Consider the following 18,903-nt stretch of genomic DNA (forward strand, 5'->3'; position numbering starts at 1 on the left):
ATGGAACACGCCGAGATCGACACCGAACTGCGCCGCTGCCGCTCGCTGCCACACGGACGTGCCCGCACTCAACGCCTGGAAACGGCGGCCGCCGCCGCACGCAACGGCACCGACCGCGCGCTCGAGGGCAGCGTGCTGCTGGAGCTGGCTCGGTCCTACATGTACGCGGGCGAACGGGATCTGTCGCCGGTGGCCTACGGCAGGCTGCTGGGAATCTATGACGCGAACCCGGCCGAGCTGGGTCATCTGACCCACTCGCTGCATTGGCAGCTGAAGTGGATGACCTCGGATCTGATCTGGAATCCGGCGATCGAGCTGCCGACGGTGCATCGCTGGCTCGGCGAACTGGAGAACCGGTACCGGCAGCGTGGTTACAGCGCGCGTCCGGTACTGAGCCTGCGCGCCGATATGGCCTGTGCGCTCGGCGACCACGCGGAGGCGGTTCATTACCGAGACGCTGCGCTCGCCGCCGGGCGGGACAGCATGGCCGACTGCGACGCCTGCGAACGCAACAGCTGGGGTGTCATCAGCGAGGCGGCCGGTGACGACGAAGCGGCGCTCGACCATTGGAAACCGGTGCTCGACGGTGAACGCACCTGCGCGGAGGAGCCGCATCGCGTGCTGGCCAAGGCGCTGCTGCCGATGTTGCGCAGCGGCCGGACCGCCGAGGCGCGTAATGCGCATCTGACCGGATATCCGCTGGTCCGGCACAATATCGAGTTACGTGCGGCGGTGGGACAACACATCGAGTTCTGCGCACTGACCGGAAACGAGGCCCGTGGGCTGGAGATTCTGGCCGAGCACAGCGGCTGGATCACCGAACAGGCCGCCGATATCGCGAACCGGCTCTCGTTCATCACCGGGGCGAGCGTGCTGCTGCGCCGGTTGACGGCGTTGGACATGGGGGAGTTGCCGCTCGGCGCGGGAACCGTGGCATCGGCGCTGGCCGAGCTGGAACCCGAGATCGAGCGGCTGACGCGGCGCTACGACACCAGGAACGGCACCGGCGAGTTCAGCCTGCGCGTTACTGCCCGCTTGACCAGGCAGCCGCTGCTCGAGCTGCTGCCGCTCGGCGTGCGTGGGCGCCTGTCGGCCGACGCGCCACTGCCGGTGGTCGCGGCGGCCGCAGGGTCGAACGGTGCTTCCCGGGTGCAGGCACCACAGGGGGGCGATCAGCCTGTCGAAGCAGTCGTCGACAGGTCGGCCGAGGCGACGCGGCTGATCGAAGCGGCCACCGCGCGTCTGCACACCGACGCGGCGGCCGCCGAGACCCAGCTCCGGCGCGCCCTCGCGGTCGGTTCCGGTGCGCTGCCCCGCGAGGATCTGGCCCGGTTGAACTCGCTGCTGGTCTCGGCCTTGGCCGGACAGCCGGGACGCGAACTCGACCTGGCCGACGCCGCGCTGTACGCCGCGGCTCGCTGGTCCGGATTGTCGGAGGCCGACGCAGCTCACCACAGCTGTGTCGCGGCCCGCGCCTTCCATCGCGCGGGGCAGCACGGGCCTGCGGCCGCCCTGTTCGAGCAGGTCGTCAGCGACCCCGATCTGGGGTACCCGGCCTCCGAGCTGGCCGTGATCGGCTCGCAGTACGGCGCTTCATTGTCCAAGCTACGCCGATACGCCGACGCCGCGCACCAGTACGTTTCTGCCGCGATCCTGATCGAGAAGGTCGCAGGCCACGATGAACTCCGGGCGGAATTGGCCGGATCGGCAGCACAGGCGCTCGCGCGCGCCGGACGCAGCGACGAGGCCAGGGCCGCCTATGTGCGTGCGGCCGAACTGTGGGGTGGGCTCGGCAAGATCGCCGCGCGCGCCGACTGCCTGCGCCGAGTCGCATGGATGCAGACCTGGGACGACGACGCGGGCTCCGAGACGCCGGCCTGGCTCGCGACCATGAACGCCCTGGTCGCGGAGCTGACCGCGGCGGCCGACGCGGACGAGCCGACCGACGCCGCCGCTGAGCTGGACATCACCCGTTCCCACCTCGCCGACATGCGCCAGGAGTTCGAGAGCGGGGAGCCGGAGGACGCCTAACCGCTATCACGACCACGGTGGTCACCCGCCTACCCGTTAAGCTCGGCACTCATGCACACGACAGGCCGGCCCCGACGCAAGCTCGGGGTGATGGGCGGAACATTCGACCCCATCCACCACGGCCACCTGGTCGCCGCCAGCGAGGTCGCCAACCGGTTCGACCTCGACGAGGTCGTCTTCGTGCCAACGGGACAGCCATGGCAGAAGGTGGACAAGCTGGTCAGCCCGGCCGAGGACCGCTACCTGATGACCGTCATCGCGACGGCATCCAATCCGCGGTTCTCGGTCAGCAGGGCCGATATCGACCGCGGCGGGGTCACCTACACCGTCGACACCCTGCGTGACCTGCGATCACAGCATCCGGATGCCGAGCTGTACTTCATCACCGGAGCGGACGCGCTGGCCAATATCCTGACGTGGCAGGATTGGGCGGAACTGTTCGACCTGGCGAGGTTTGTCGGGGTGAGCCGTCCGGGCTACGAACTGCACACCGATCATCTCGAGGAGCATCTGCGTGATCTTCCGAATGATGCGGTGACCATGATCGAGATCCCGGCCTTGGCGATCTCGTCGAGCGAATGCCGCCGCCGCGCCGCTGAGAACCGGCCGGTCTGGTACCTCGTCCCCGACGGCGTCGTGCAATACATATCGAAGCGGCACCTGTATGTGCCTGCAGGAGCGGAAGGTAGCTGAGCGTGAGCGAGCGCAGCGAGGTGCGAGCATGACGGCCTCTGTCGAAGCGGTGGAGATGGCGCAGGTGGCCGCACGGGCAGCCGATGAAAAGCTGGCTTCCGATGTCGTGGTGCTCGATGTGTCCGAGCAGTTGGTGATCACCGACTGCTTCGTGATCGCGTCCGCGCCCAACGAACGTCAGGTCAACGCGATCGTCGACAACGTCGAGGAGAAACTGCGCGCCGCCGGACACAAGCCGGTGCGGCGCGAAGGCACCCGCGAGGGCCGCTGGGCGCTGCTGGATTACGTCGACGTCGTCGTGCACATCCAGCACAACGACGAGCGCAACTTCTATGCGCTGGAACGCTTGTGGAAGGACTGCCCGGTGGTTCCGGTCGACGGCATCGCCGTGCCGGCGGCCACCGACGCGGCGACTTCCGAGGATGGCGAGTGAGTTCGAAGTACAGCCATGTGCGCAAGCTGATCCTGTTGCGCCACGGGCAGACCGAATGGAATGCCATCGATCGGATGCAGGGCCAGATCGACACCGATCTCACCGAACTGGGCCGCCGCCAGGCCAAGGAGGCGGCGCGAGAGCTGGTGACACACAATGCGATCGCCATCGTGTCTTCCGATCTCAAGCGCGCCTACGAGACCGCGGTGGCGTTGGCCGATCACACCGGGATCGAGGTGGTCCGCGATCCACGTCTGCGTGAGACCAACCTCGGTGATTGGGAGGGGCTCGACCACATCGAGGTCGACGCGGGCTATCCCGGTGCGCGGGTGGCGTGGCGGCTCGATGCGAGCTTCACCCCACCCAATGGCGAGAGCAAACTCGAGGTCGGCGCGCGATCGCTGCCGGTGGTGCGAGAACTGTTCGCCGAGCGGCAGGATTGGCCCGGCGGGACTATCATCCTGGTGGCGCACGGCGGGCTGATCGCCGCCCTCACGGCCGCGCTGCTCGACCTGCCGCCACGGAGCTGGCCCGCCCTCGGTGGCCTGGCCAACACCAGTTGGGTGCAGCTGAGCAGCCACGGTCCGAGCATCGACCAGCCCGGCTGGCGCCTCGATGTGTGGAACGCAGCGGCGAAGGTAGCTCCCGATGTCCTCTGAAGAGCCCCTCCGGCAAGTGCCGGACGAACTGTTCCGGAAGGTTTCCGCCAAGCCGGAACGTGCCCTCCCGGATGCCCTGTTCGGGCCGCCGCCGACTCCGCCACCGGTGCCAACACCGGAGAACGTCCCCGCAGCCGATAGGTCCGGCGCGGGCGCGGAGGTCGTGCCGGAGCCCCCGACCGAACCGCCGGATGCGGTCGACGGAGACGTGAATTCTGCGGCCGAGCAGGGGAATCCGGGTGAGATCGCTGCGGCGGTCGCCGGTTTGCCGGTGAGCTCGGCCGAGGCGGACGGGGTTGCGCCTATCGCGGACGGACCGTCGGAAGATGCGATTGCGGCCGTCGAATCGGTGGCTCTGGCGGCCGACTCCGAGCCGAAATCGTCGGTCGTGGACGACGCGGACCGATCCGATCTCGCACCTGGCGACGCGGTGAGTCCTGTTGTCGCGGTGCCGGACCAGGCTGCGGCGGACATTGTCGATGCCGATACGGTGGCTGAGGCGAGTGCATCCTCGAACCGTGATCGGCCCGAATCTGCGTCCGGCTCGCTCCTGACGGAACCAACGACTGGTGATTCCGGTACCGCGATCGAGCAGGCAGCAGATGCCGAGGTTTCCGCCGACGGCGCGACCGTTGCTAACGCGGAGACCGACGAGCCCGCGGTCGATGACGCGGCCGATCCGGTTGCTGGGTCGATTGACGCCGAGGCCGAAGCTGCCGGATCGACCGAGCCCGTGGGCGATGTCGAAGGCGCCGATATCGCGCAGATCGAGCCCACCGCCGACGCCGAGACCGACTCTCCGGCGAACGGGGAGCTCGCGACGGCTGGGACAGAGCGCGCCGTTGCGACATCGCGGGACACTCCGCGTCCGGTCCTGCTGGTGATCGCGGACTCGCTGTCCTACTTCGGGCCCGAAGGTGGCCTGCCCGCCGACCATCCCCGCATCTGGCCGAATCTGGTGGGTGCCGAACTGGATTGGGATGTCGAGCTGGTCGCGCGGATCGGCTGGACCTGCCGCGACGGGTATTGGGCCTTGATCGGTGATCCGCGGGTGTGGGCGGCCGTGCCGCGTGCCGGTGCTGTGGTATTCGCCGTGGGTGGCATGGACAGTCTGCCCTCGCCGTTGCCGACGGCGCTGCGGGAAATGATCCGCTACGTGCGTCCGCCCGCCCTGCGGCGCGGGGTGCGGTCGGCCTACCAGTGGTTGCAGCCCAAACTGTCGAAACTCGGTCGGCCCGTGGCACTTCCGCCGAAGATCAGCGTGAGCTATCTCGAGCAGTCGCGGGAGGCGCTGGCGCAGTTGCGTCCGGAACTTCCCGTCGTGGCTGTGCTGCCCTCGGTGCACAACTGCGATGCGTACGGGCGGGTTCATCGCGGCCGTGAGCGCGCGGTGCGTGCCCTGCGGGCGTGGTCGGGCCGGACTTCGGTGCCGCTGGTCGACCTCGGGGAAGCGGTACGCGAGAACATCTTCTCTGATGCTGCCAACCCCGACGGCATCCATTGGGGCTGGGATGGGCACACCGCCGTGGCGAATGCGATGGTGAAGACCCTGCAGGAGGTTCGGTAGTCCGTGGCCGTCGTGGTCGTCACCGATTCGTCCGCGAGCCTGCCCGCCGACCTCGTGAGCGAGCTGGGCATAGGCGTTGTGCCGCTGCATGTTCTGGTCGGCGACCGAGCGGTCCGCGAGGGTGTCGACGATCTGGACGTCGATTACGGCTCCGACACCGTGACCACCTCGGCGCCCTCGCCCGGCGAGCTGCGTGCCGCCTATGAATCGGCATTGGCCCGCAGTGAGGGCGACGGTGTGGTCGCCGTGCATCTGTCGCGCCAGCTGTCGGGCACCTGGGAAGCGGGCAGGCAGGCCGTACGCGATATGGATGCCTCCGACCGGGTGCGGCTCGTCGATTCGCTCGGTGCCGGATTGGCCACTGGTCTGCCGGTATTGGCGGCGGCCCGGCGCGCGTGCACCGGCGCAGCCTTGGACGTGGTCTACGACGCCGCTGTCGCCGCGGCGGCGCGGGCAAGGACCTTCATTCTGGTGAACCGGACCGAGCAGTTGCGCCGGGGCGGACGGCTCAGTTCCGCGGCCTCGTTCTTCGGCAGCGAGCTGGTCACCAAGCCGTTGTTGCAGATCGTCGGGGGCAAGCTGGAACTGCGCGAGAAGGTGCGCACCCGTTCCAAGGCCTACGCGAAGCTGATCGCCGCCGCCGTGGATGCGGCGGGCGAGGACGGTGCGGCGGTGGCGGTGCAACATCTGGGCGCCCCGGATGCCGCCGATACGCTGGCCGCGCAATTGCGCGAGCTGGTCCCAGGCGTGGATGAGGTGATCACCGCCGAGTTCGGGCCGGCGCTGGCCGTTCATCTCGGCGTCGGGGCGGTAGGTGTGCTCGTCTTGCCCGGTGGGTGCTGACACGGGCGAATCGTCGCATCCGGTGAACGATCGGAAATCTGTGTCCGGCCGCTGAACCGGCGTGTCCGCGCGAGTTGTGCACAGCCTCGCAGTTATCCACAGGTTTCTCGAAATACCTGGTCGGCCCCGGTCGACCGTGTGTGGCCGGCCCTAGCGTTGCCGCCATGTCACGACACGAGGAACGCGAACGGATCCGGGAACGACTCGGCGTACTGACCGCGCGGGTCGGAGCCACGCGTGCAGCGGCGGGATCTGCCACATCGATGCCAGCGGGAAGTATCGCGAATTCGGTCGCGACATCCCACCCGGAGTGGGAGGGGAATTCCGGGCGGGAGCGACGGCCGGCAACCGGTGCACGGATGGGCGGAGCCGGGCCAGACGCACCGGATCGGCCGGGCAATTCAGCAGAACGCCCGGAAGGCGCAGGGGGCTCTCCGGATTCGGTAGCCGACGCCAAGCCTGGGCGATGGAACTTCGATGAGCTCCCACCCGACGACCCGCCGAAAGAACTCGATGACCTCGACGAGGTGGGCGAGGTGAAGGCGCCCGGTTGGCTGGACGATCCGGGCGGGCCAGGCGGTCGCCGGCGGGACCGCCTGGTGCCGTCGCGTTCTCGGCGGACGCGGATGGACCCGGGTCGCCGTGGGGTGTTGGCGATGGCCGGGGTGGGCCTGGTGGCCGCGCTGGTCGCGGTCGTGGTGGTGCTGTGGGAACGGCCCGTCGCGCAACAGGTCCCGTCGGTCGCGGCGGTGTACACCGCCGCGCCGGTACCGGGGGCACCACCGTATGGCGGCGGTCCGGCTACACCCGCGGCCGCGACATCGAATTCCGCGCCGGATGCTGCCACTACCGAGCTGGTGGTGAGCGTGGTCGGCCTGGTACACAACTCCGGGTTGGTGCGCGTCCCGCCCGGAGCCAGGGTCGCCGACGCGGTGGCTGCCGCCGGCGGGGCTCGTGAAGGCGCCGACCTGGCCGGGATCAACCTCGCCCAGCGGCTGGCCGACGGCGATCAGGTGATAGTCGGAACCGTCGCCGCCGAGCCCGGCGTACCCCGTCTCGGCAGCACCACCATTGGGGCATCCGACCGTGGACCCGGGACCGCGAGTTCGACCGCGCCCGGCTCTACCACTTCCTCGGGCCCGGCCATGCGGGTGAACCTCAACTCCGCCACCGAATCCGACCTCGATGCCCTCCCCGGCATCGGCCCCGTCACCGCCCGCGCCATCATCGCTTGGCGCACCACGAACGGCCGCTTCACCGATCTCGAGCAACTGGGTGACGTGGATGGTATCGGCCCCGCCCGCCTGGCCCGGCTCCGCGACCTGGTGACGATATGAAGCCATCAGCCGGGGCGGCCGCCGAAGCAAGCGGTAGACCAGTGCGCTTCGCCGGCGGCGCAAGGCGGGCGGTTCGGGACGGTCCAGGTCGAGTTACCGGCCGCGCAGAGACGACGGAGCCAGGTTTCGGGGAGTACGGCCCAGAGAGGCGGGACAGTGAGGCGTTCGGTCGCGGAGACCGGGGCAATGGGAAGCCAGGTGTCGGGGAGTCGGGGGACGGTGCGGCGGCGGAGACCAGGCTCGACGCCCGATTGCTTCCGGCGGCGGTGTGCTGCTGGGGAGTGACCGTGCTGGTGCTCAGCGCCGGGTGGCAGGTCGGGGTGATGGTCGCGGTGGGGGCGACAATGGCGGCGATCGGGTTGTGGGTCGGGTTGATGTGGGCGGTGGCGCATCGGCGGGAGCGGTGGCGGGCGGTTGCGCTGGTCGCGCTGGGTGCTGTGGTGCTGGGAGCGGGGTTCGCGGTGGCCGCCGCCTGGCGCGATCACCGGGTTCAGACGCATCCACTGCGGGCGGTGGCGGCGGGCGCGTCGGTGCGAGTGGTGGTGACGCCGGTCGATGATCCGAAACCGGTGCGGGGTGCGACATTCGGAGGTGAACGCACGTGGCTGGTGCGGGCGAGCCTGCGGGAGTATCAGCATGGTTCGACCGTCGTGCGGGCCGGTGGCGCGGTGGTGATTCTGGCTACCGGGCAGGCGTGGTCGGAGTTACTGCCTGGGCAGCCGATCGAATTTCGTGCCAGATCTTCCCCACCCCGGATGCGAGATCTGACCGTGGTGACTTTGCGCGCCCTCAGCGATCCCGCCGCCGCGGGTCCACTGCCTTGGTGGCAGCGGCTCGCGGGTTCGGTGCGGGCGGAGCTGGTCGCGGCGTCTGCCGCGGCGTTACCCGCTGCGGCCGCCGGGTCGCTGCCCGCGCTCGTCGTCGGGGACACCTCCGCACTCTCCGATGACGTTCGCCGTGACTTCGAAACCGCTGGTCTGCAACACTTGACGGTCGTCAGCGGCGCGAATTTCACAATCCTGTTGTCGGTCGCGCTGTTCCTCACCCGACTACTCACCCTCGGTCCGCTGATGACAGTGGTTGTCGCGGCTGTCGCCTTGCTGATGTTCGTCGTCATCGCGCGGCCGGACCCGAGTGTTCTGCGGGCCGCAGCCATGGGTGGGGTCACGTTGCTGGCACTGCTGACCGGCAGGCGGCGACAAGCCTTGCCCGCCTTGTGCGCGGCGGTGATCGGACTACTTGCGGTGTGGCCGGCACTGGCGGTTTCGGCGGGGTTCGCTCTCTCGGTAGTGGCGACCGGCGCGTTGATTCTGCTGGCACCCGGTTGGGCAGAGTGGTTGCAGACCAAGGGATTGTGGCGATTGCCGGCGGAGATCGTCGCGGTGTCGGCGGCCGCGTTCGTGGTGACCACACCGATCATCGTGGCGTTGAGCGGCAAGATCAGCCTGGTAGCCGTGGTCGCGAATATCCTTGTCGCGCCCGTCATCGCGCCGATCACCGTGATCGGCGCCGCGGGCGCGGTGCTGGCGTCGGCTTGGATGCCGCTGGCCGAACTCGCGCTGCGATGTGCGGCGCCGCCGATGTGGTGGTTGCTGTGGGTCGCCGAGTATTGCGCCGCGATACCTGGCGCGACGGTCGCGGTGCCGGGAGGTTCGAGCGGTGGACTGATCGCCTGTGCGATCGTCGGCGTGGGGATCTGGCTACTGCGGTCCGTGCTGGTACGCAGACTTGCGGCGGCGGTCGTGCTGGGTGCGGCCGCGGCCCTGATCCCGGTGCGGTGCTGGTTCTCCGGCTGGCCGCCCGACGGATGGGTCCTCGCCGCCTGCGACGTAGGTCAGGGTGACGGCCTGGCATTGGCGACCGGCCCCGGCAGTGCTGTCGTCGTCGATGCCGGGCCCGACCCGCGCACGATCCGTACTTGCCTGGACCGGCTCGATATCACCCGAATACCGCTGCTGGTTCTGACCCACCCGCATGCCGACCACATCGGCGGGCTCGATGGTGTGCTGGAAGGCCGCGAGGTTGCTGCTGTCGCGGTCGGTCCGGGGGAATTTCCCGCCCGGAGCCGTGCTGATCTCCCGAACGGCCGGGAAGCGGCCGAGCTCAGGGAAGCGCAGACGCCGCAAGCTCCGGTGCCATGCGGCATGCCACCCGACCACTCCGCGAGGCAACCGAGAACAGCAGCCGTGCAAGGGTTCCGATCATCGCACCACGGGCCCGACCGCTCGTCCGATCCGCCGCTGACCCAGCCGCCGAATTCGAGCAATCCGATCGATGCCCGTCGATCGGCCCACGAGGTCGACCGCAGCGAGCCGGGCCGCAGTGAGGATGAGCGCAATGAGGCGGGCCACGACGAGTCGGGCCGAGACGAGGGCAACCAGCGTGACGGCGGCAATCACGAGGGCGACACCCAGGAGGGCGGTGCCGCCGAGGTGGCGCGAGCCGTGCAACGGGCGGGCATACCGGTGGTCGAGCTGACCGCCGGCTGTCGAGTCGCTGTCGGCGCGCTCGTCTTGGAAGTACTCGCACCGGCAGCACCATTCACTCGACGGGCGGGTCCGCTCGACCTCGATACCGCCAACGATCGCTCGGTCGTCCTGGCCGCGGACACCGCCGCCGGTCGTGTCCTTCTCACCGGTGACATCGAAGCCGGCGCCCAGAAATCACTGATCAGCGCAGGTGTGCAGCTCCGAGCCGACATCCTCAAGGTCCCACACCATGGTTCGCGCACCACCGCACCCGAGTTCTTGCGCGTGGTGCGCCCGCGCCTGGCGATCGTCAGCGCCGGCGCCGATAACACCTTCGGGCATCCACATCCGGACGTGCTCGCGAACCTGGAATCACTGGGCGCCACCATCGCGCGCACCGACCGCGACGGCGCCATTGCCGTCGGCGTCGACGGTGGCAATCTGGAAGTCCGCACGGCGGGTGCCGCCCCCGCGCGACGATCGCGACGACCTCATCATCGCCTGGTCGGGGCACGGCAGGTTCCCGGTGGGCGTGCGCCGCCGAGGAAGTTCAACGGACTCCGGGTGTCCCGACAGCGAATCGACTCCACGTAGACTGCCACGCCTTTGCCGTGTCCCGTCGGTAGGCTTGTGCGCTCCGGCCTGAACGGGCTGCATCAGCCCTCGACTGCTGTCGGCCACGAACCCGCTCGGCCACGAACCCGCTCGGCCACGAACCCACTCGGCCACGAACCCGCTCGGCCACGAACCCGCCCGGCCGCCGGACCCTGTCGGAGGCCGACCGTAGGATCGGGGGCGTGAGCGAACGACCTGCGGCGGTCCACCTGGTGCTCGGGGACGAGGAGTTGCTGATCGAACGTGCGGTCGCGAGTGTGACCGCGCAGGTCAGGGCTGGGTCGCCGGATCCGGAGGGGGTGCCGGTGGATCGCCTTCGAGCGGGCGAGGCCAGCACCGCCGAACTGGCCGAGCTGCTGAGTCCGTCGCTGTTCGCCGAGGACCGGGTGATCATTCTGGAATCCGCTGCGGAGGCGGGTAAGGATGCGGTCGCGGTGATCACCGAGGCCGCGGGCGACCCACCCGACGGGGTGGTGCTCATGGTGCTGCACTCCGGTGGGGGGCGTGCCAAAGCGCTGGCACCGGCCTTGCAGAAGGCAGGGGCCGAGGTGCACAACTGCGCCAAGCTCAGTAAGGCGTCCGAGCGAGCCGAGTTCGTCCGCGCGGAGTTCCGTGCCGCCGGCGCACGGGTCTCCGGTGAAGTCGTGCAGGTCGTGCTCGAGGCGGTCGGTTCGGACCTGCGGGAGTTGGCGGCGGCCAGTTCACAGCTGGCCTCCGACACCGGCGGCAAGATCGACGTCGCGGCGGTGCGGCGCTACTACTCCGGCAAGGCCGAAGTATCCGGGTTCGATGTGGCAGAGCTGGCGGTGACAGGTGATCGGCCGGGCGCGATGGAGGCGCTGCGCTGGGCCGATGATCGGGGTGTGCCGCATGTGCTGCTGGCCGACGCGCTGGCCGATTCGGTGCACACCATCGCCAAGGTCGGTTCGGCCGGACGTGGAGACCCGTTCAAGCTGGCCGGTCCGCTCGGCATGCCGCCGTGGAAGGTGAAGAAGGCCCAGGCACAATCGCGCGGCTGGACACCCGCCACCATCGGCACCGCACTGCAGGTAGTGGCGACGTTGAACGCCGACGTCAAAGGCGGAGCGGCGGATTCATCCTTCGCCCTCGAGCATGCGGTCATGCAGATTCTCGACCTGCACGGTCGGTGATCCGCGGTATCGGAGAGGAAAGGCCCGCCGCCTCGGTAGGTCGCGGTGGTGTGTCGGCGCCGGCGCGATCGCGCTGAGCCGCGGCAGGCAGCTACGTGCCGCGGCCGACAACCCTGTGCGCCAGGCCTTTACGCTGTCCGCACGACCAGCATGGTGATCCGCCGCACGATCGGCAGCACCAACAGCAAGGTCGGAAATGCGATCGGCCAGGACACTGCCCACGACCGCAGCCAGAGCCCGACCGCGAGGCCGTCGCTCATCACTGTGCTGATCAACGAGACGATGCAGGTCATCAGCAGCGACAGCAGCAGTGGCAGGACGAAGGATGCGGCGCGGGCGGGCAGCTTGACGCGCTCGAAGATGGTGCGAGAAGAGGGATTCGCGGAATTCATCGGTACTCCGTAAACGTTCGTCGGCAACGACCACGCCAGCGGGCGGGGCCGGTGCGTTGATTCACGTGAACGCTTACGGCGACCGGATGTCGCGGGACCGAGCCTAACCAGGCCCGGCGCCGCGACGCAACCCGTCACCGCTCAGGCGGCGCCCTCGATCTTCAGATCGCCGAAAGTGACGCCGCGGGTCATCGGCCTGGCCAGGAAATCGTGCGGGAACCCGAGTTCGACAGCGCTGGCCTGTTCCAGCCGGGCGAGCTGCCCGGCGTCGAACTCGACATCCAGCGCGCCCAGGTTGTCCTCCAGCTGCGCGGCGGTGCGGGCACCGACGATGGGGGAGGCCACGCTCGGATTACGCAGCGTCCAGGCGATGGCCACCTGCGCAGGCGACCGACCCAGCTCACCGGCCACCGCACCGACCACGTCGGCGATTGCCAGCCCACGTTCGGCCAACGCACCACTGGCCGCGGCGACGTTCTTGCGTGACCCGGCGGGCGACGCCGACGCTGCATCGGCGAGATCCGCGCGCGTGTACTTGCCGGTGAGCACCCCGCTGCCCAGCGGTGACCAGGGAATGACGCCGAGTCCGAGTTCGGTAGCCATGGGAATCAGCTCGCGCTCGACGGTGCGTTCGATGAGGCTGTACTCGATCTGCAACGCGATCAACGGAGACCACCCACGCAGATCGGCGATGGCCTGCATGCGCGCAACCTGCCAGGCCGGTGTGTCGGAGATGCCCACGTAGAGCACCTTGCCCGCGCGCACCAGATCGTCCATGGCGCGCAGGATCTCCTCCACTGGGGTCAGGAAATCCCAGGCATGCAGGTAGAGCAGGTCGATGTAGTCGGTGTTCAACCGGCGCAGGCTCGCCTCGACCGAGGCGAACATGCTTTTGCGGTGGTTACCGCCGGAGTTCGGGTCGCCGGGGCGGCGGAGCATGGTGTATTTCGTTGCCAGTACCAGCGATTCCCGGTTGGCAGTGGTGAACTCACCGAGCAGCTGTTCGGAGCTGCCGTCGGTGTACTGGCTTGCGGTGTCGATGAAGTTGCCGCCTCGATCGAGGTAGGCATCGAAGATCTTGCGCGCCTCGTCCTTGTCGGCGCCCCAGCCCCAGTCCGCGCCGAAGGTCATCGTTCCCAGTGACAGCGGCGATACCCGCAGGCCCGAACGGCCGAGGGTCCGGTAGGTGTCGAGGGTGGTACTCATGCGGGCTCCTGTCGTGTGCGTTGTGCGTCGACACGAGTCTGTTGGTCTGCGAACCCTGCGGAAAGGGAGAGCTCTTCCTGGGAAAGCCGGTCCCACCCTCGGCCGGCCGTAAGATCGAGCACGATGACGGGGACGATGAACGCGACGCAGGAACTCGGCGCCTTCCTCCGTGTACGGCGGGAACGGTTGACGCCCACCGACCTGGGTTTGCCGATCCGCAAACAAGCTCGCCGTACACCGGGCCTGCGCCGCGAGGAGGTCGCGGAACTGGCGGGGGTGAGCACCGACTACATCGTGCGGCTGGAACAAGGGCGTGGGCTGCGCCCGTCCGCCGAGGTACTGGAAGCCCTGGCGCGGGCGCTGCGGTTGAACCTCGACGAGACGGCCTACCTGTTCGACCTGGCCCAGCAGCGGCAGCCCTACGCCGACAAACCGAGCACGGTCCCGGCTCCCGCGCTGGCAGTGCTGGTCGAGGATCTCTCGCCGCTGCCCGCGATGCTGGTCGACCATCGCTACGACATCCTGGCCTGGAACCGAGAAATGACCAGGTTATTGGTCGATTTCGATGAGCTACCGCCCGCGCAGCGCAACACCATGTGGTTGTGCCTGTTGCATCCGGGCATGCGTGATTTCTATGCCGACCGCGAACAGATCATCCGCGAGGGCATCGCCGACTTGCGTGCGGCTTGGGCGGCGCATCCAGAGGATCAAGCGCTGGCTGATCTGGTCGCCGATTTCAGCGCCCGCAGCCCCGAGTTCGCCCGGGCGTGGGCCGAACGCGACGTGCGGGTGCGCGGCCGCGGGCGCAAACGGATGAACCATCCGGTGGCCGGTCTGGTCGCGGTCGATTTCGAGGTGCTGATGCCACTCCAGGAGACCGATCAGCGGCTGATCATCTACCGGGCCGCCGATGCCGCGTCGCAGCGGGCCCTCGACCGCCTCGCCGCTGCCGACCCGAGCTGAGAACGGCGGTCGGCCCGCTGTGCACGACAGCGGGCCGAGGGGACAGGGGCGGAGGGGTACGCGCTATTCGACGACGATGAGTTCGGCCGGATCCTCGTCGTCGGCCTCCTCGTAGCGGCCGTCCCACTCCTCGTAGGCGGGCGCTTCCTCGTCGCGGGTGACGATCCATTCCATCGAGTAGGTGTCGTCGCCGAGGGGCACGGCCACGTTCTCGATCTTCACCCCGATATTGAGCACCTCGGCGGCGCGGATCACCTCCGGGAGGTCCTCGGCACGCACCACGGTCTGATTCGCATACAGGGTCACCATGGGGCGAATCGTACGTCAGCTAACCGACAGCATGCCGCGCACCGCGAGTAATGCGGGGTCGAGCTGCGCAGACAGCGAAAGCCGCCGCGGTCGTCGTGGCCGCGGCGGCTGGAGCGTCGAGACGGTACCTGGCGGTACCGGGAAATCAGATCTTGTTGAAGGCCACCGAGAGCGCGGACTTCTTGTTGGCGGCCTGGTTGGCGTGGATGACGCCCTTGGAGGCGGCCTTGTCGAGCTTGCGGCTCACGAAACGCAGGCGCTCACCGGCGGCTTCCTTGTCGCCTGCGGCGGCGGCCTCGCGGAAGCTACGGACGGCGGTGCGCAGCGCGGACTTCACCGACTGGTTGCGCTGACGCGCTTCCTCGTTGGTCCGGATCCGCTTCATCTGGGACTTGATGTTGGCCACGCCTGTATCCTCTGGTTTCCTTTGTCGCTGATGGCTGTCTTTGAAGTCTGGTAGCGCGCATCGTGCCCTGCGATTACGCCGGGTATGGGTAACGCTGCGCCGAAGATCGAGGGTACCAGCACCCTCGCGGCACACGAAATCGGTGTCGACCACCGAAAGGCCGTGGTGAGCGCCATCGCGAGATCCGTCATCGGGATGCGAGAAGTTTACGTGTGTCTCACCCGGCATCGCCGCTGGGTGATGCACGATTTCGGAATGACCCGTATCTCGCCGCCCCGCCCGGCTCGACCCGTCGCGCAGGTCCGCCCGGTCCGGGCAGGCAGACGGGTAGGTGGTCACAGCCGACGAGGCCCGGCCGTGTTGTTCGACGGTTATGGGCCGGGCCGGTTCGCCGCCGCGTTCGACGAGATGTTCGCCGCCGACGGCCGGGCGCGATCGCCCTACAAAGGGATCCATGCGGCGCTGGCACCCATCGATGCCGCGGATCTGGCGGCGAGGTCCGATGCGCTCGACCGCGCGTTCATCGACCAGGGCATCACGTTCTCGCTGTCGGGCCAGGAACGCCCGTTTCCGCTGGATCTGGTGCCACGGGTGATCGCGGCCGCGGAGTGGGCCAAACTCGAGCGCGGCATAAAGCAGCGGGTGCGGGCGCTGGAGATGTTTCTGGCCGATGTCTACGGCGAGCAGAACATTCTGCGTGACCGGGTCATCCCGAAGCGGCTGGTCAGCTCGTGCCGCCACTTCCATCGAGAGGCGGCGGGCCTGGCCGCGCCCAACGGCGTGCGCATCCACGTGGCGGGTATCGACCTGATTCGTGACGAGCGGGGCGCGTTCCGGGTGCTGGAGGACAATCTGCGTTCACCGTCGGGGGTGTCCTATGTGATGGAGAACCGCCGCACCATGGCGCGGGTCTTCCCCGACCTGTTCGCCTCGCATCGAGTGCGCGCGGTCGGCGATTACGCGAGCCACCTGCTGCGGGCGCTGCGTGCCTCGGCGGCGCCGAACGAGGCCGATCCCACCGTCGTCGTGCTCACCCCGGGAGTGCACAACTCCGCCTATTTCGAACATTCGCTGCTGGCCAGCCAGATGGGTGTCGAACTGGTCGAGGGACGTGACCTGTTCTGCCGCGACAACGTCGTCTACATGCGGACCACCGCCGGCGAACGTCAGGTCGACGTGATCTACCGACGCATCGACGACCCCTATCTCGACCCCATGCATTTCCGGCCGGATTCGGTGCTCGGCGTCGCGGGCGTGCTGAACGCGGCGCGCGCGGGCAATGTCGTGATCGCCAACGCGGTGGGCAACGGCGTCGGCGACGACAAACTCAGCTACACCTACGTGCCGGCGATCATCGAGTACTACCTCGGCGAGAAGCCGATTCTGCCCAACGTCGACACCTACCGCTGCTGGCTCGACGACGAACGCGCCGAGGTCCTGGACCGGATCGCGGATCTGGTGGTCAAGCCGGTGGAAGGCTCCGGCGGCTATGGCATCGTCATCGGGCCGGATGCGAGCGCACGGGAACTCGAGGCCGCCCGCCGCAAGATCAGAGCCGATCCGCGGGGCTGGATCGCGCAACCGGTGGTGCAGCTGTCCACGGTGCCGACGAAGGTCGGCGACGAGTTGGTGCCGCGGCATGTGGATCTGCGGCCCTTCGCCGTGAACGACGGCGACGACGTCTGGGTGCTGCCCGGCGGCCTGACCAGGGTGGCCTTGCCCGCGGGCTCGCTGGTCGTCAACTCCAGCCAGGGCGGCGGCAGCAAAGACACCTGGGTGCTGTCGCCACGGACCTCGCGCGCGGACCGGGAACTGGCCGGAGCCGAACTGGTCGGTGACCCGCCGCAGGCCGACGCGTTCGAATCGGGCCGCGAACTCACCGCGGCTCAGGCCACCCTGCAGCAGCAACAGCAGCAGCAGGAACAGTGATGCTGGCGCGCAATGCGGAATCGCTGTACTGGATCGGCCGCTACGTCGAGCGCGCCGACGACACCGCTCGCATCCTCGACGTCGCCGTGCATCAGCTGCTCGAGGACGCCACCGTCGACCCCGACCGCACCTCGCGGGTGCTGCTTCGCGTGCTCGGTATCGAGCCACCGGCCGGGACGCTCGATGTCTGGTCGGTGACCGATCTGGTGGCGTTCAGCCGCGATCACGGTGGCTCGATCATCGACTCGGTCGCCAATGCCCGCGAAAACGCCAGGGGTGCACGGGAAGTGACATCGAGCGAGATGTGGGAGTGTCTCAACGCCACCTACATCGGTCTTGCGGCCACCGAGAAGGCGGCGCGTGGCCTCGGCCCGCACGAGTTCTTCCACTACATCTCCGACCGTGCGGCCATGTTCGCGGGCCTGTCGGATTCAACTCTCAGTCGTGACGACGGCTACCGCTTTCTGCTGCTCGGACGGTCGATCGAACGCGTCGACATGACGGTGCGCCTGCTGCTCTCGCGCGCGGGTGACCGCACCTCCTCACCCGCCTGGGTGACGGTGCTGCGGTCGGCGGGCGCGCACGACACGTATCTGCGCACCCACCGCGGTGCCCTGGACGCGCATCTGGTCGCAGAGTTCATCCTGCTCGACCGGTTGTTCCCACGTTCGGTGTTTCATTCGGTGCGGGTGGCCGAAACCTGCCTCGCCGAACTCGACCAGCGGCCCAACAGCCGGTTCGGCACCAGGCATGAGGCGCAGCGGTTACTCGGGCGGGCGCGCAGCGAACTGGAATTCGTGCCGCCGGGAGCGCTGCTCGAGGATCTGCAGGATCGGCTGCTGCTTTTGCAGCAGACCTGCCGTGAGGTCAGCGAGGCCATCGCGATGCAGTACTTCCATGCCGCGCCTTGGGTGGCGTGGACGGATCTGCGCAGCAGCCGGGAGCAGATGCAGGAGGTGGGCGAACTATGAGCTGGCGGATGCGGGTGGTGCACACCACCGGATATGTCTACGACGCGCCGGTGACGCGGTCGTTCAATGAGGCGCGGCTGACTCCGCGCGCCGACAGCAGGCAGAACGTCATCCTGAATCGGGTCGAGACGGTGCCCGCTACCAGGTCCTATCGCTACACCGACTATTGGGGAACCGCGGTGACCGCCTTCGACCTGCACGCGCCACATACCGAACTGGAGGTCACCGGCGCGTCGGTGGTGGAGACCGAGCCGTTCACCCGACCGGCCCAGGAACTGTCCTGGGATCAGCTGGGTGATGAGCGGATCCGCGATCGTTTCGACGAGTTGCTCGCCGCCACCACTTACGTGCCACGCGAGCGCAAGCTCGCCGCTGTCTCCCGGCAACTGTCCCGTGGTGTCGCTCCCGCGAAAGCCGTAGTGCGCGCTGCGGAATGGGTGCATCGGGAAATGCGCTATCTCGCAGGCACCACTTCGGTGCACACCTCGGCGGTGCAGGCGTTCGCCGAACGGCAGGGGGTGTGTCAGGACTACGCGCATCTGACCTTGGTGCTGTTGCGCAGCATGGGAATACCCAGCCGATACGTTTCGGGCTATCTGCATCCGCATCCGGACGCCGAGATCGGGGCGACTACCGCCGGGCAGTCGCATGCCTGGATCGAGGCGTGGACCGGAATGTGGTGGGGCTACGACCCGACCAACAACATTGCGGTCAATGAGCAGCACGTTTCGGTCGGTGTGGGCCGCGATTATGCGGACGTGCCGCCGTTGAAAGGCATCTTCTCCGGCGGCGGCTCGACTGATCTGGAGGTTGTTGTGGAGATCACTCGGCTCGCGTAAGTTCGTTTTCACTTCGGCCGTACCAGTTTTTCCCGCGGGACCCAGGATTATCCGGCGTTCTCCGCCGTGGCGGGGACGATCCTCTCGGAAG

Annotated in this window: 17 protein-coding genes; 13 read left to right on the forward strand and 4 right to left on the reverse strand. The window is 68.4% G+C overall.

The window, feature by feature from the left end; genetic code table 11:
• From ACFXNW_RS20920 to holA, 9 genes are all read left to right on the forward strand, one after another.
• Positions 1 to 2,031, forward strand: a complete 2,031-nt coding sequence (locus ACFXNW_RS20920) for a hypothetical protein (protein ID WP_379419381.1) — start codon at positions 1 to 3, stop codon at positions 2,029 to 2,031.
• Between the two features lie 51 nt (positions 2,032 to 2,082).
• The gene (gene nadD / locus ACFXNW_RS20925; protein WP_379419382.1) at positions 2,083 to 2,724 is read left to right on the forward strand and encodes a nicotinate-nucleotide adenylyltransferase; all 642 of its coding nucleotides are present in this window, start codon (positions 2,083 to 2,085) and stop codon (positions 2,722 to 2,724) included.
• A 28-nt stretch (positions 2,725 to 2,752) separates the two neighbouring features.
• Complete coding sequence (gene rsfS, locus ACFXNW_RS20930) at positions 2,753 to 3,157, forward strand: ribosome silencing factor (RefSeq protein ID WP_379419383.1); 405 nt, start codon at positions 2,753 to 2,755, stop codon at positions 3,155 to 3,157.
• Positions 3,154 to 3,816, forward strand: a complete 663-nt coding sequence (locus ACFXNW_RS20935; protein WP_379419384.1) for a histidine phosphatase family protein — start codon at positions 3,154 to 3,156, stop codon at positions 3,814 to 3,816. Before rsfS ends, ACFXNW_RS20935 begins: the two co-directional genes overlap by 4 nt.
• An 874-nt stretch (positions 3,817 to 4,690) precedes the next feature.
• A complete protein-coding gene (gene octT, locus ACFXNW_RS20940; RefSeq protein WP_379419470.1) occupies positions 4,691 to 5,383 on the forward strand; it encodes a diglucosylglycerate octanoyltransferase in 693 nt (230 codons plus the stop codon).
• Between the two features lie 3 nt (positions 5,384 to 5,386).
• Positions 5,387 to 6,226, forward strand: a complete 840-nt coding sequence (locus ACFXNW_RS20945; protein WP_379419385.1) for a DegV family protein — start codon at positions 5,387 to 5,389, stop codon at positions 6,224 to 6,226.
• Between the two features lie 359 nt (positions 6,227 to 6,585).
• A complete protein-coding gene (locus tag ACFXNW_RS20950) occupies positions 6,586 to 7,563 on the forward strand; it encodes a ComEA family DNA-binding protein (protein ID WP_379419386.1) in 978 nt (325 codons plus the stop codon).
• Between the two features lie 287 nt (positions 7,564 to 7,850).
• Positions 7,851 to 10,625 carry a ComEC/Rec2 family competence protein gene (locus tag ACFXNW_RS20955; RefSeq protein ID WP_379419387.1) on the forward strand — a complete coding sequence of 925 codons (2,775 nt, stop codon included), beginning with the start codon at positions 7,851 to 7,853 and terminating at the stop codon, positions 10,623 to 10,625.
• Between the two features lie 203 nt (positions 10,626 to 10,828).
• A complete protein-coding gene (gene holA, locus ACFXNW_RS20960; RefSeq protein WP_379419388.1) occupies positions 10,829 to 11,797 on the forward strand; it encodes a DNA polymerase III subunit delta in 969 nt (322 codons plus the stop codon).
• A gap of 128 nt (positions 11,798 to 11,925) precedes the next feature.
• Here the strand turns inward: holA and ACFXNW_RS20965 are convergent, their stop codons facing one another.
• Both ACFXNW_RS20965 and ACFXNW_RS20970 read right to left on the reverse strand, forming a co-directional pair.
• On the reverse strand, positions 11,926 to 12,189 hold the full coding sequence (locus ACFXNW_RS20965) for a DUF2798 domain-containing protein (protein ID WP_379419389.1): 264 nt from the start codon (positions 12,187 to 12,189) through the stop codon (positions 11,926 to 11,928).
• 141 nt (positions 12,190 to 12,330) lie between these two features.
• The gene (locus ACFXNW_RS20970) at positions 12,331 to 13,395 is read right to left on the reverse strand and encodes an aldo/keto reductase (protein ID WP_379419390.1); all 1,065 of its coding nucleotides are present in this window, start codon (positions 13,393 to 13,395) and stop codon (positions 12,331 to 12,333) included.
• Positions 13,396 to 13,518: 123 nt separating this feature from the next.
• On the opposite strand from ACFXNW_RS20970, the gene ACFXNW_RS20975 reads away from it, so the two are divergent.
• Positions 13,519 to 14,358: a helix-turn-helix domain-containing protein gene (locus ACFXNW_RS20975; protein WP_379419391.1), complete on the forward strand. Its 840-nt coding sequence runs from the start codon at positions 13,519 to 13,521 to the stop codon at positions 14,356 to 14,358.
• A gap of 63 nt (positions 14,359 to 14,421) precedes the next feature.
• Here the strand turns inward: ACFXNW_RS20975 and ACFXNW_RS20980 are convergent, their stop codons facing one another.
• Positions 14,422 to 14,667, reverse strand: a complete 246-nt coding sequence (locus ACFXNW_RS20980; RefSeq protein ID WP_379419392.1) for a hypothetical protein — start codon at positions 14,665 to 14,667, stop codon at positions 14,422 to 14,424.
• A 145-nt stretch (positions 14,668 to 14,812) separates the two neighbouring features.
• Positions 14,813 to 15,073, reverse strand: coding sequence for a 30S ribosomal protein S20 (gene rpsT / locus ACFXNW_RS20985; protein ID WP_379419393.1), 261 nt, complete (start codon positions 15,071 to 15,073; stop codon positions 14,813 to 14,815).
• 255 nt (positions 15,074 to 15,328) lie between these two features.
• Here rpsT and ACFXNW_RS20990 point away from each other — a divergent pair, with 255 nt between their 5' ends.
• The 3 genes from ACFXNW_RS20990 to ACFXNW_RS21000 are packed head-to-tail and all read left to right on the forward strand — an operon-like array spanning position 15,329 to position 18,812.
• Positions 15,329 to 17,002: a circularly permuted type 2 ATP-grasp protein gene (locus ACFXNW_RS20990; RefSeq protein WP_379419394.1), complete on the forward strand. Its 1,674-nt coding sequence runs from the start codon at positions 15,329 to 15,331 to the stop codon at positions 17,000 to 17,002.
• Positions 17,002 to 17,973, forward strand: a complete 972-nt coding sequence (locus ACFXNW_RS20995; RefSeq protein ID WP_379419395.1) for an alpha-E domain-containing protein — start codon at positions 17,002 to 17,004, stop codon at positions 17,971 to 17,973. The genes ACFXNW_RS20990 and ACFXNW_RS20995 overlap by 1 nt, the downstream gene beginning before the upstream one ends.
• A complete protein-coding gene (locus ACFXNW_RS21000; protein ID WP_379419396.1) occupies positions 17,970 to 18,812 on the forward strand; it encodes a transglutaminase domain-containing protein in 843 nt (280 codons plus the stop codon). Before ACFXNW_RS20995 ends, ACFXNW_RS21000 begins: the two co-directional genes overlap by 4 nt.
• The last annotated feature ends 91 nt before the right edge of the window (positions 18,813 to 18,903 follow it).

Source organism: Nocardia sp. NPDC059180 (genome assembly GCF_042754945.1).
Taxonomy (GTDB): domain Bacteria; phylum Actinomycetota; class Actinomycetes; order Mycobacteriales; family Mycobacteriaceae; genus Nocardia.